Below are 12,808 nucleotides of genomic sequence, written 5' to 3'. Positions count from 1 at the left end.
ACTTAATTAAGGTCGATTCTCTTTGCTTTGAGTTTTATGCCTCTCTTGGTAATCTTCATACTTGATTCTCCTACTTTCAACGTTATTTTATCCACTACATCTATCTTAAGATGGTGCTTTTCTTGCTCATATGATAACTTTGTCCCATCTTGAAATTTTACACTATTTATTTCCTTTTTATTCTCCGGAGGGGGATATTTCTCCTGATATATTGCTGGTAATACTACCCCTAATGACAACTCTCCATATGGCGATAATACTATTACTTGCTCATCAATATTCGGCGCAAACCAACTTCTATCTTCTCCTGCTCTTGCCGTTACCCACGGAAGCCAATCCGTTAAAAATTCCCCTATTTTTACCCGCACTCTTGCTTTTTCATAATCTACTTCTTTAACTAGACCTATACGAATAATGTTCGCTAACTTCCTATTCAGCTCTGAAATTGCAAAATTATGCTCTAACATTTTCGCCAACACTTATTGTATGTGGTATGATACCAGTTTCTAACCACATTGATTGACCTGTATGTAGCTCGTGAACCCATTCGACCAACCACACCAAATATGCATCCAACTCTGGTTTAAAATCATCCCCTCCTGCTGATATAAATTCACCTGCTGAAACATTTTCCACGTCCCAAGTATTCTTATTCACTACCCTTGCAATTTCCGCTGCCAGTGACCTTACCACTACCTGAGAATCCTCAACTGTTCCATCAACTACCACTCTTACCTCAAATCTTGCCCTCAACGCTAATTCCTCAGTCCCCGGATCTTTCCCTGGTTCTAAACTTGCAAGCTCTACAAATGCTGCTGGCGCTATTATTTCCCTACGTATTGCTGGATACACTTCGCACGTTTGTATTGCTGGGATTTCTTCTTTTAGCGTTTTACAAATCTTCTGATGTAGATCTCTCCAAAACATACGCTCTTAAATAAAATTAAGTTCATGGTCAAAATACTTCTCAAATACTCTCTCTACTTCATTAGAGACTAACTCTTTCATTGTTTCCCGAGCATGGGTATTTATTTTAATTTCATCTATTGGCAAAGACGTGGTATACCTTCGTCTGAAGATTCCTATATGACCATTTTTCATTGTTGCTATAAATGCTCCTTCATACGTACGGCTTCCTACTTTTGCTCCTATCTTTGTCTGTTTTATACTCCCAAGTTTTGCTACTCCTATCCACTGCGAACTGAGCTTTACTACTGACCATAAGCGCTTTCTATTTGCTTTATCCACACTTAACTTTTTTCTCATTGCTTTTTTTGGTATTTGTTTTTCTTCGCTAACTTGTTTGACAGTTTGTGACCTTACCCATAGTGCTGTTTTGTTTAGTGCCCTCACCGTTGCTTTTTCCACTTTTTTCCTTTCAGCATCTATACTTTGTATAATACTACCGGTGACTTCGATGTTAATACGCATCTACACCCCTGACGCTTGAATTTTCCATAGCATTCCCGAATTGTCCCTAAGTGGTGGTGAATATACTTTGTACTTACGCTTATCAATAATAAAGATATCTCCTTGTATCTTGTCAAAAGCATCTGATGTTTTAAGCTTAAGCATTAGGTGGAGAAGGGAAGAACTTTGAATATCTCCTTAGATATAAAATCTGTGTGGTAGACAAGAGTTCCCTTCTCAAAAGTATAGGCTGAACGGTATCGTAGAAAGACCTAAATGGTTATAATTCTGTATCCACAAGGTTAGCCTTACTTTTCATTTTAATAGTAACGTATGGAGTTATATATGATCAACAACTTTTTGGGTATAGACATATCAAAAGATCGCTTTGATGTTTCTCTTTCATTCATAAGCAACAAAGGAAAACGTGAAACCAGGAAAAGGAGTTTCAAGAATAATGATCATGGGTTTCAAGGTTTACTGAGCTTTCTACAAAAGCATAATGTAGAACAAGTAAAAGCCTGCATGGAAGCTACTGGTTGTTATAGTGAAGCCTTAGCTGAATTTCTACACAATACTGGACATTTTGTGAGTGTTGTTAATCCAGCTTGTATAAGATTTTATGCAAAAAGTAAGCTTATACGACAAAAGAATGATCAGACTGATGCAGAGATAATTGCCGATTATTGCCAAAGACAGGAACCTATTCGTTGGGCACCACCTTCTCCTGAGTTAAAGAAATTAAAGCATCTTTATCGTTGCTCGGCTGCGTTAAAAGATGAATTGACATTAGTAAATAACCACTTAGAAAAAAAAGAGAGACTGCCTAAAGAAGTTGCAAATGCTTGGGAAGACCTTGCAATGAACATAAAACAAAAAATAGAAAGAATAAAAAACTCCTTACGTGAACTATTAAATAAACACAAAGAATTGTTGGAAAATTTTCAACTTCTATTGACCATTCCAGGAATAGGAGAAGAATCAGCAGTAGCTATTTTGGCTGAAGTTCCTAACATAAAAGCTTTCAAGGATGCCAGGCAATTGGCAGCATATGCTGGAGCTATACCACGAAATATAACGTCAGGTACGTCTGTACATGCCAAGCCCAGATTAAGTAAATCCGGTTCACGAACATTATGTAAGGCAATGTACTTTCCTGCCATAGTAGCTAAGAATCATAATCCTACTATTATGACTTTTTGCAAAAGGTTAAAAGAGAAAGGCAAGCATAACATGGCCATTGTGGGAGCTGCAATGCGTAAGTTACTCCATATTGTTTTTGGTGTTTTAAGGTCAAAGAAGGCTTTTGATCCAGATCATATCAAAAACTACAGAGCTAGGAGTTTGGCTGAAAGTTTAGTGCTTTAAAATCAAAAAACGCTCCAATTATGTAAAATAGTATCTTACACAAATTTTGTAACTGGTTAGTGAATATGTTGATAAGTAAATTAATTTTATACGTACAAAAAAGCGGAAATTTACTTATCAACATATTCACTAACTATAATCTGTGTACCGTTACACAAAATGTGAATTGGAAGTATTTTTTAATTTTATGATACAGCTTGAACAATTTTTGTAATTTTTTTGTTGACTTGCAAGACGGTATCTACTACTGGCTGCAATACATCGAATATACTCACCTCCAAAATCAATATCTCCCCTACAAATTGTCCTTCACCAATCTCGTATAATTTATCTGGCTGTTGTTTTAATATTTGCACCATATATGACTTATCCTTTGATTCATACAACGCTTGCTGCCCTAGATGTGCAAAACAATCTGCAAATAATCTTTTAATATCTCTAAACATAATTTTTTAGTTGCTTTTTATTCTTTAGTTGATATAATGCTTCCTGTTCGGGGTATTAAAAACAATCTGCACTTAGCTTTACCTCACCTGTTATGCAGCAAGTTTTACAAGTATACCTGGGCGATGGCACATTGGTAGAGGGTTTGATTGGGTATGAAGGTCAGTCCCTCTATCAAATCTTCTTGGCTCTTGTTTTGCATAGAGCGGTTGTCCTAGTGTATTTACCGTTTCATTAAAGTCCGCTGGCGCAAAGTAAGTAGTAAATGTGCTTGCTGTACCAAGTGGAAAACAGTGACCTGTATCTTTCTCAATAAATCTTCTCACGGTTCCTTCAGGATCAGTTGCTTGTCCTCTGTATTCCTCAAATGTTATTCCACAAAACGTAAATCCTGATCTCATATCATTCCGAAGCGCTGCTCCTTCTTGCCATCTTTCATATGCTTCTTTTACTTTACTATGCGAAGTTAATGCATCAAAAAATTCAGGGCTTACCAAAGCATGTACTCCTGTCATATATTCACCACTTAGATTATCTTCTATATGCCGGAGTACTTCCATACACTTACGCTTTACATCTGTTGTTGCTATTCCCAGTGCAAAATTTACTACTTTTGGCGTAATTTCAAATTCGTTGTAAAGATTTAACAATTCACTGCCATCAGCGTCCAGAATAATCCCTTTCAACGCCCCCATTCGCAAATGTTCTAACGTTATCGCGTGCTTGTTCCTCATCAATTCCAGATGATCTGTTACCACGTTAGCCAACGCTTTCAGTTCATTCTCTGACCCAAATGCCCTTATCCCTTGCACTTCCTCAGGTAACACTACGTCATCATGGGGAATATGTGGTATCGTAAACGTTCTTATTTTTCGTTTTCCACGTTTTCCCACTGTTGCTGGTGCTCCGGGAACTTGCGTTGGTAATAGGCTCAAAACACCGTTTTGCTCTTCTATCGTAATATGTCGGAATCTTACCGATCTACTTGGAAATAAATTTAAGCTTTCTGTTCGACCATAATTTATCGGCAATATGTTTATTGCTTTAGTTAATTCCGTCATACTAAATGCTGAATTTGTAAATGGATTTTGCATGTTTTTTCCCCTTTAATGCTGTAGATGTTTGTTGGCTTTTAAGCCCTTTGCGAATGATTAAGATGTTTGCTGGGCTTCTAAACCCCTTTGCGGATAATGATGCCTCGTGCTTCAAGTTGCTTTATTGCTGCAGCTTTCTGCTCTTCTGTTATATTTGCTGGCCACACAACTGCATGATCTGCTAGCATTGCTATACGTGTAATGATTACTGCTTTGGTATTTTCTTTCACGTTTACATCACTTGCTATCACTCCTATAGCTGTTTGCGTACCATCTGTTGCAGTTGGATTGATAATCTTAATTACATTATCTTCAATATTACAGCCAACTACAGTACCCAAGCTTAGGTTTTGCCCCTTTGCTACTGTTATTTGGTCTCTTGAGTATAGATTTGATGCCTCATACTTTAATAGGTCACCAAGGTTATTTTGTTCGGTTATACAACTCATAAATGTTTCTCCTATGATTGTTGTCAATAAGAAATTTCATATTTTGTAAAATCTTTGAAAATCCAGTTGTTTTTAAGAGTATAGAAAATAGTTGTGAGAAACTTCCTAGCAGTAGCAATAATAGCCTTAGCAGAACCACGCTTTTTTTCACACGCTCGTAAAAACTTTTCAGATAAGGACTATAACGTATAGCAATCCAAGTACACTGTACTAAAGAAGTACGCCCAATTTTTGATCCACGTTTAGTAATTCTTCCAATTGTGCATTGTTGATTGGATTGAGAAACTCGCGGTACAACTCCAAAATAAGCTGTAAGTTTTTCAGGATTACTAAAATCATTAATATCACCAATTGTTGCAACAAAAACTGCTGCAGAAATCGCACCAATACCTTTAATGCTGATGAGATTATTAAATCCAGGAAGCTGCTGAGCAAAAGCTATAATTTCCTTTTCAAGTTTTTTGAGACTTTCTCGAATGACTTCCAGATTACTGCTAATCACTTCAATCTCAACCTTTTCCAAGTGACTCCAATCATGTTTACCAAGAGAGCATTCAAATCCCGCTTTGATTGTCAGTACTTCCTTTTTAATCTTTATTCCGTGGTAATTGAAAAGTCCATGTATTTTATTGATTAAAGATACCCGTGATTTTACTAACTGATCTCTTGTTTTAAGAAGAGAAGCTAACTGTTGGCATTGTTTGCTCTTGCATTTTGCTTCAGGCAACATATCTTTGCTGAGAAAAAAAGCAATAGCTCTTGCATCATGTTTATCTGTTTTGTTCACAGAACGACGAATAACTTCAAATTGCAAGGGAGCAACCACAACAACGCGCTTAACGTAAGGTGACACTTCATCATAAAAGAAACAGCTATTTCCCGTTGCCTCTAAGGCTACTTCATCTGTTTCTTGAAGATTTTTGATAAAATTACCTAAATCCTGTAAGCGAAACGTTTTAATATACTCTGGTTTTTCCTGTTCTAAGTAGCAAGCAGTGAAACTATTAGTATGTAAATCAACACCTATGTAACGCATAAATCTTCTCCCTTATTGAATACTCCAACATATCAGAGTAGAATATTACCGGTTGGTCCATTCTCCTATACGCGGTCACTAAATTTTATAGGCCGCACGATGGTTTTCGGTGGCAGGGGCGATTAATCTCCTTCACGAGGTCTTTTTCCTATACTGCAAAAAGCAGAAAGGGCCTCACAAACATTTTCAATCTGCCACCTATCCACTCTGAGAAGGTATTATCTTCTCATGCTTCCAACCAAGCAATAACTATTCATACCATCTCCTTAATTGTTTTACCGCCGCTTTTGTTAGTGTTATATACGGCGGTTACAAGATTTGTTTACCGCGGTGTTTAAAGTTGCTATACGTCGCGGTGAAAACTTTATAATTGGCTATTCTGGCGGACTTGTTTACCGCGGCATTTGTAATTGCTGGTACCTAAATTTCTCAAATGCCAGATTGCGCTCGAGTTCTTGCTACCTGCATCATTAAATCTTCTGATGAACTTTGTGGTATTGTGCTCAGTATCTCTGTCTTCTTCGTTCTCTCCGCCAGTATCGACATTAATATCTCTTGGGCTTGTTTTGCGTTTACATCCTGCTCAATAAATTCTCCTATCTTCTCTGGCATCTTTGACAAATTACACAATCTTATTACCTCTAATACTTCCTTGCGGCACCTCTCATAACCTATTCGTTTTGATTCTTCCATTAACTCATCAGCATCGATGGTGTGGCCCTTATAGTTAAATTCAGCTTTACTCATATTGTTTCTCCTATCTATAAATTCAGAATATGTTATCACTTCATCAGCAAGTCCAATCTCTATTGCTTTCTCACCAAAATATAGCCCTGCTTCCGTTGATTTGATTTTTTCCGTGGAAAGATTCCTATTTCTTGCTACAAGCTCGACAAACATCTCATATAGGCGGTCTACTTCATCTTGTAAGCTTTCCACACTTTCTGATGTTATCGGCTCATGCGGATTTAAATCGTTTTTTCTCTTTCCTGCAAATACTGTGGTATATTTTATCCCCTGTTTTTCATCAAACCCACTTTGATCTATATGACTTGCTATTACTCCTATGCTTCCAACTCCTGAAGTCCTCGTTACCAATACTTTTTCAGCACTTGACGCTATTGCATACGCCGCAGAATACGCATCATCATTTGCTATTGCTACGATCTTTTTTAATCCCCTTGCTTCGTAAATAAAATCAGAAAGGTCGAATAAACCGTTTACTTCCCCTCCAGGGCTGTCTATGTCCAAAATTATTGTTTCTACTTCTTCATCTATTAAAGCTTTTTCTATCTCTTCACGTATCTTCTCATATGATGTCATTCCCAACATGTCATCAAAAGCTCCTGGTTTCTTGGTCAAAATTCCATGTATTGGTATTATTGCTATTTTTTCTACGTTGTTTTCTGCAGTGTGTTTTATGTTTTTAAACGTAGGGTGTTTTCCAGCATGTAATGACAATAATTCAAAACTCCTTTGCTCTATCATCATCGGCTTATTCATCCAATTTATTTGTGTCGTCATATGTTTTTAAAATTTTTTATTTGTGTCTGGGGCAATAAAAACCCATTTGTCATAGAAATAGAATTTTATATCATTTCAGCATTAGAATTCACATCAGAATCAAAACTTAAGCCCAGTTCACTCGCACGTCTTTGATCCTCAGCAATTTCTTGGTCTATTTCTTCTACATCATAACCTAGTTCTGAAACCACTTCCGATCGACTCTTAAATCCATTTCTTACTGCCATTTGCTGTGCTTGCTGGTCTTTTAGTGGATCTACGTAAGCACACCCTTGCGGTATCCATTTTACCTCTTTTGCTGTTTCTTTTGCCCAATTTTCACCTATGTCCAGTTCTCCAGAGAGTAGTGCTAATTCTAGCCACCTATTCCATACTGGCCGGCAAAGCTGAAATACTACCACGTTATGCTGTAACATCGCGCACTTCCTACGAAACTCTATTAACCCAGCTCTTATTGATGAATAATTGACACCACTTAGATCTCCTGTTAGCTGCTCGTAAGTTATCCCTGTGCCTACTGCTATTGCCCTAAGCTGCTGTTTCATGAATGCTTCATAACTTCCCCCAACGTCTGATGGTTCCGAGAACTTAATATCTTCTCCGGGATCAAGTAATTGCATAGTCCCAGGTTCTAAGCCAGACAGCGCTACTCCATGTTCATTACTCTCTCCTTCTCCCATGATGTTTGCTTCAGGATCAAGTCTGGTAATAAATCCCGCAAACATTGCTGCAGTCTTTTTTCTGACTAATTCCGCATCATCGTATTGATCAAGTTCATAGAGCTTTAACAGTACACTGGACAACCATGGTACTCCTCGAATCTGCCCAGGTCTTAGTGGTCTATAGATATGTAAAACATCGTTTGCTGGCACTCTAACTGATTCTCCAAACGAGCCTTCACCCGGATGTTCTCGAAAAAGGTAATACGCTTCTCTTTGCCCAAGTCGGTTAAATTCAATCCCGTTTCTAATTACATTACCATTGGCAAGGGTTTGATTGCTCTTATTGTCTAAATGCTCTGACTCAAGTACTTGTAATTGCAACGGCACACAAAGACCATCTTCTCGTTTTCTTGTTCGAAGTCTTACAAAACATTCTCCTCCTTCTATCATGCTCCTACAAACCAAAGCTTGTAACCCATAAAATCACTTACTCCACTACTGTCTGCTTCATCTGTCCATCTCAGCCATAATTCTTGCACTTTTTTCCGAAATTCTCCATCCTTGGCTTTTGATTGCGGTTTTATTCCCGTTCCAACGCAATTACTCACTATCGTATCGATTATGTTTGCCGCATAGGAGTTCTTTCTTACCATGTCACGTGACCGACTACGCAGGTGTTCAAGGCTCTGGGAAAGTAAGCTATTTATACTTCCTACTTCTGGTTGAAAGTGCAATAATCTTCTTCCTGAGCCTGACGCATCCCAGGCTGAGCTCTTGATTTTTGGTTTGCGGAATAATTGTTTGAATGATTTGAGTAACATTTAGACTATTAATTGGGCAATAAATTGTTGCGCTATTTAAAATTACGTCAAGCTGCTGGAGAAAACAAGCTGTTGACATTTTCTATTTATGCAAGAGATTCCTGCACAAATGTCTTTTCTTAATGTTTTAGTAGATCTAATATTGCCTGCTTGTAAATGTTGTCCCTGTGTCCTATTGAAACAATAGTTACTTTACGTTCTGCAGTATTTACACGATAGACGACACGATAATCATCAACTCTTATTCTTCTGTGTCCTTTTAATCTATTACGTAGCAATACACCATTACCAATGGGATCAGTTGCAAGATACTCTCTTATTGCATCTTTAATTTTTGGCTTTATAGCTTCTGGTAAGGAGGGCAAATTCCTTTTAAGAACATGCTTAAGGTATTTTATAGTGTACCGCTTATTTCCAGATGTCTTCACTATCCTCTACTTCTTCTGAATCGTCAGCATCAAGCTCCCTAACAATTTTGGAAAACGCAATGTCTTCTGCTTCAAGCTCAATTGCTTCTTTGATTAGCTTTTCTGTTAATTTTTGAACAGACTGCTTAGTTGCTTTAGCTAGTTCAATAAGATGCTGTGAAGTTTTTGGATTGAAGGTTACATTAACTCTTGAGTTTACCATATGTTTAACCAAACCTAGATGTTACACTAATTATACAGTATCTCTTTTAATTTTTCAATAAGTATTTCTTTATACAATCCCTTTGTTCGTCGAAATCACAACTCTCCTCTTTACGTCCCGGATCTCCTTTAAATACTTAACAATTGGTTAACCAATTTCCTCAGCTTTTTTCCGTTAGGATAATTTTTTCCGCATTCAATTTAAACCATTAGATGTAGTCTCCCTGCCATAACATGCTCTATAGTAACGTCTGTTAAAAACGTACTCACTTGCTCATTAAAGCTTTCTCGATCATAAGGAATATCTTGTCTTCTACCCAATTCTTCTGATGTTCTTCCTCCAGCACTCCTAATAGCACCTTCTAATTCTCTAAATGCATTGTTATTTATTCTCGGCCTTTCATTTATTCTTGGATTATTACCTTGACTGTCAAACATAATTGCACAATCTAAAGCTGTAAACTGCCTGCCATCAAGAGTCATAATAGTATCATTAATGTGATCTTCTCCTAATTGATTGACAATCTCTAATGCCCTTGTATTACTACTCCCCAAAGAAATAGACCCCATTTCTTCAAGTAGTTCTCTTTGCAATCTTTCTACATTTCCTATCATGTTACCCCTATATTTATAAATTATCTAACGTACAGTATTACATTTTCACTTGTCAATTCCTTTATTCGTTGAAATAACAATCTTTCTCTTCACACCTGCAACTTTCAGCTCAGCTTTAATGCGTTGTCTTAAGCTCAAGAGGTCATTTATCTGCACTTCTCCGTACCTAACCACGTGATCGCCATATGCAATCGATACTACTCTTTCCCCGCTCTGTAGCTTCTTTATCGCTTCTTTTACTTGAGTTAAATATTCTTGGTTGTACATCAACTTTTCTCACTCAACCATTGACTTCTTCTCACTTTTTTTGACTTTTTAGCTTTTTCACCTACTAAACTCTCCCACTTACTCTCTGGCCAACGATCAATCCCCAGGGCAATAGACGCTGCTCTTGCGTAAACTCTGCAATCTAATACTTCATTTCGGTCTCTTATCTTTTGCCACTCTTGTTTGGTATATCCTTTTACTACTTTGGTAATTAGTTGCTCTGCGGTTAGCTGCTTAAAATATTCAGGTGGATATTCGGGAAAATGACAATATCCCGGCGCCCCTTCTGTTAAAACATTCAGCAACTGAAACAATTCTGACTTTAATATCGATACTCCAACTGGCCAGAGCTTTATTCCTCTTTTTAGCTTTTGTCCGCCAACTGTTACATCTACTCTACTTGGGCTGTTAAGCGGCACTAGGGCTTTGTTTACCCCTTTCACTGCCATTACTCTTCCCGATCCTTGATGACTTCTTACCCAATTGTATACCTCCTGTGTTGCATACCCAGCATCTACCGCCATCATACTTATCATGTATTCAAGCCCATTTTCACCGATAAAATGATGATTCAAGAGCTCTGACAGTTTCCCCCATACTTCTCCACTTCCAGTATCACCTTCTAATACCTGATAGTCTATTGACCAACTCTCACGACCCATACCCCATGCTACTACTTCTGCTTCTAAGCGGTCTTTTTGTACATCAACCCCTGCCGTTAACACTATTTTTCCACCTTTTGGCACCATGCCTATCGGAAAATTTTCTCGACGCTCAAATAGTTGCTTCCAGTCTGGTACTTCTCCCTTATCTACCCAGGTTTCTCCGAGTGTTGTATTTATCCAAACTTTTAGTAATTGTTCATTTTCCTTTGCATGCAGATAATCTTCCACTGCTTGTTTCCAACTATACCAACCAACTGGGCTATACAAGCTCGATAAATGAAACCCTATTTTTGCCTCTTTTTTTCCCTCCTCCCTAGTTGCTCTCCATTCACCTCTAGCTAGCATCTCTGTTTTTTGATGGTTTTCTATTTTGCCGCTGCATTCTATACACACATAATGGGCTGTTGAGGGATCTTTATCTTTCCACTTTATCTGTGGCCATTTCAGCACCTGATAGTGATCACAATGTGGACAAGGTACAAAAAAGTATCGTTTGTCTGAACTCTCAAATTCCTTCTCTATTCTGCTTATTCCGTGAACCGTTGGTGTTGAAACTAAGAATATTTTTCTCCGCGTAAATGTATTAGTTCGGGCTATGCTGAGTAAAACTGGATCTCCTTCTCCTCCTGAATCTCCTGGATATGCATCTACTTCATCTAAAAAAAGATATCTTACCGGCATTGAACGTAAACCCACTGGACTGTTGGCACCTGTTACTACTACCGTTCCTCCGGGAAATTCCTTACTTTGTACAGTGTTGCCTGAATCTCTCGACCTTGGGTCTTTTATTTTACTCCTTAAACATGGCGTATCTTCAATGAGCGGCGCAAATCTTCCCTTTGACCAACGCTTGCCCATTTCTACTGTTGGCTGTACTACCAGCATAGGGCCTGGTGTTTGGTCGATTATATATCCTATCCAGTTATTCCCAGCTTCTGTTCCGCCTATCTGCGCTCCTTTCATGAATACCACTTTTTCGGCCGGTGAAGACGAAGATAGTGAATCCATTATTTCCTTAAGGTACGGCGTTCTCTCTGTTCTCCATTTCCCCGGCTCTGATGATGCTATCGTTGAAAGTTGACGATTTCTATCTGCCCACTCTGATACTTTGAGCAGTGGATCTGGCTTTAACCCTGTATAAAAGCTACTGCTATATATCATAATGCCATCTGCTGCAATTTTTATACTTTTACACAGCTAAGAGAAAAAGGTATTTTCCCTCTACAATAAGTATCTGCTGACGCTTTACTTAAAATCATTATTGCAACTAATATGTGAATTAGGCTCACCAAGGCGATAAGACGCTTTTTCAGTAATTTATATGTAGTCATTAAAATACACTTTGTGTCAGCTCTTCTAAAGCTGTTCTGATTTCCTCAGTCAGTGTCTCATGGATCTTCTCTGTGTCATTTATCGATGCTAGTAACGCTGAAACCCTATCTGGAATGTTAAGCAAATTATTACGGACAACTCTTGCAACATTAAATGCTTCAGTCTTTACTTCTTCTACTGAGATAAGTTCACCAATCTCAGCTTTTGCTTTTGCCTCGAGCAGTCTTCCCCGCTCCATCTCATTTTTTATCCGCGTTTTTAGCAACATCATGGAAAGTTTATTATTTCCCACTTCTTCACCTTCTGGATTTTTTCTCCTCAGTGGTTGACTTGGATCTCGTATTGCTGCCACCGCTTCATTTGCTTGTTCTCGGTCAATCAAACCATCCTCCAGCTCAACTATTCCTTTCTTTACTAAGTAACAGACGTATTGCTTTGAAACTCCTAGTTCTCTTGCCCATTCCGTCTGCGTGATTTTTCCTCCTTCCACTT

The 12,808-nt window shown here is 38.1% G+C and carries 15 protein-coding genes and 1 pseudogene; 1 reads left to right on the top strand and 15 read right to left on the bottom strand.

Translation table 11 applies throughout. From position 1 onward, the window contains the following. Window positions 1-2: 2 nt before the first annotated feature. The 3 genes from AAGD51_RS06880 to AAGD51_RS06870 are packed head-to-tail and all read right to left on the bottom strand — an operon-like array spanning window position 3 to window position 1,431. Entirely contained in the window at window positions 3-467 is a 465-nt protein-coding gene (locus AAGD51_RS06880) for a phage baseplate assembly protein V (protein ID WP_015588920.1), read from the bottom strand. Next, window positions 454-927, bottom strand: a complete 474-nt coding sequence (locus AAGD51_RS06875; protein ID WP_015588919.1) for a hypothetical protein — start codon at window positions 925-927, stop codon at window positions 454-456. The genes AAGD51_RS06880 and AAGD51_RS06875 overlap by 14 nt, the downstream gene beginning before the upstream one ends. Window positions 928-933: 6 nt before the next feature. Beyond that, window positions 934-1,431 (bottom strand): phage tail protein, encoded by a 498-nt coding sequence (locus AAGD51_RS06870; RefSeq protein ID WP_010962479.1) that lies wholly within the window; start codon window positions 1,429-1,431, stop codon window positions 934-936. Window positions 1,432-1,755: 324 nt separating this feature from the next. Here AAGD51_RS06870 and AAGD51_RS06865 point away from each other — a divergent pair, with 324 nt between their 5' ends. After that, on the top strand, window positions 1,756-2,778 hold the full coding sequence (locus AAGD51_RS06865; protein ID WP_070357039.1) for an IS110 family transposase: 1,023 nt from the start codon (window positions 1,756-1,758) through the stop codon (window positions 2,776-2,778). 185 nt (window positions 2,779-2,963) lie between these two features. Here AAGD51_RS06865 and AAGD51_RS06860 read toward each other — a convergent pair whose 3' ends face one another. The 12 genes and pseudogenes from AAGD51_RS06860 to AAGD51_RS06805 form a co-directional block, all read right to left on the bottom strand. After that, complete coding sequence (locus AAGD51_RS06860; protein ID WP_010082171.1) at window positions 2,964-3,224, bottom strand: hypothetical protein; 261 nt, start codon at window positions 3,222-3,224, stop codon at window positions 2,964-2,966. Between the two features lie 90 nt (window positions 3,225-3,314). Continuing rightward, window positions 3,315-4,316: a major capsid protein gene (locus AAGD51_RS06855; RefSeq protein ID WP_010962476.1), complete on the bottom strand. Its 1,002-nt coding sequence runs from the start codon at window positions 4,314-4,316 to the stop codon at window positions 3,315-3,317. A gap of 77 nt (window positions 4,317-4,393) precedes the next feature. Further along, on the bottom strand, window positions 4,394-4,765 hold the full coding sequence (locus AAGD51_RS06850) for a head decoration protein (protein ID WP_070356777.1): 372 nt from the start codon (window positions 4,763-4,765) through the stop codon (window positions 4,394-4,396). A gap of 23 nt (window positions 4,766-4,788) precedes the next feature. Next, window positions 4,789-5,801, bottom strand: a protein-coding gene (locus AAGD51_RS06845; protein ID WP_076611893.1) for an IS110-like element ISWpi14 family transposase whose coding sequence is annotated in 2 segments (ribosomal slippage) — window positions 4,789-4,913 and window positions 4,913-5,801 — 1,014 coding nt in all. Because the reading frame shifts where the segments join, the coding sequence is not laid out codon by codon here. Between the two features lie 429 nt (window positions 5,802-6,230). After that, complete coding sequence (locus AAGD51_RS06840; protein WP_015588915.1) at window positions 6,231-7,325, bottom strand: S49 family peptidase; 1,095 nt, start codon at window positions 7,323-7,325, stop codon at window positions 6,231-6,233. Between the two features lie 65 nt (window positions 7,326-7,390). Next, a pseudogene (locus AAGD51_RS06835) lies at window positions 7,391-8,808 on the bottom strand (phage portal protein). Window positions 8,809-8,927: 119 nt separating this feature from the next. Further along, the gene (locus tag AAGD51_RS06830; protein ID WP_010082196.1) at window positions 8,928-9,236 is read right to left on the bottom strand and encodes a type II toxin-antitoxin system RelE family toxin; all 309 of its coding nucleotides are present in this window, start codon (window positions 9,234-9,236) and stop codon (window positions 8,928-8,930) included. Next, window positions 9,217-9,438, bottom strand: coding sequence for a hypothetical protein (locus AAGD51_RS06825; RefSeq protein WP_010082195.1), 222 nt, complete (start codon window positions 9,436-9,438; stop codon window positions 9,217-9,219). Before AAGD51_RS06825 ends, AAGD51_RS06830 begins: the two co-directional genes overlap by 20 nt. 200 nt (window positions 9,439-9,638) lie before the next feature. Beyond that, window positions 9,639-10,052: a hypothetical protein gene (locus AAGD51_RS06820; protein ID WP_010082194.1), complete on the bottom strand. Its 414-nt coding sequence runs from the start codon at window positions 10,050-10,052 to the stop codon at window positions 9,639-9,641. Window positions 10,053-10,097: 45 nt separating this feature from the next. Beyond that, window positions 10,098-10,319, bottom strand: coding sequence for a gpW family head-tail joining protein (locus AAGD51_RS06815; RefSeq protein WP_010082193.1), 222 nt, complete (start codon window positions 10,317-10,319; stop codon window positions 10,098-10,100). After that, window positions 10,319-12,145, bottom strand: a complete 1,827-nt coding sequence (locus AAGD51_RS06810) for a phage terminase large subunit family protein (protein ID WP_015588914.1) — start codon at window positions 12,143-12,145, stop codon at window positions 10,319-10,321. Before AAGD51_RS06810 ends, AAGD51_RS06815 begins: the two co-directional genes overlap by 1 nt. 169 nt (window positions 12,146-12,314) lie before the next feature. Then, entirely contained in the window at window positions 12,315-12,806 is a 492-nt protein-coding gene (locus tag AAGD51_RS06805) for a MarR family transcriptional regulator (RefSeq protein ID WP_010962472.1), read from the bottom strand. Window positions 12,807-12,808: the final 2 nt, after the last annotated feature.

This window comes from Wolbachia endosymbiont (group A) of Volucella bombylans (assembly GCF_964026965.1).
GTDB classification, from domain to species: Bacteria; Pseudomonadota; Alphaproteobacteria; order Rickettsiales; family Anaplasmataceae; genus Wolbachia; species Wolbachia pipientis.
The sequence above is the reverse complement of the archived record's forward strand: the minus strand, read 5'-3'. Positions and strand labels throughout refer to the sequence as shown.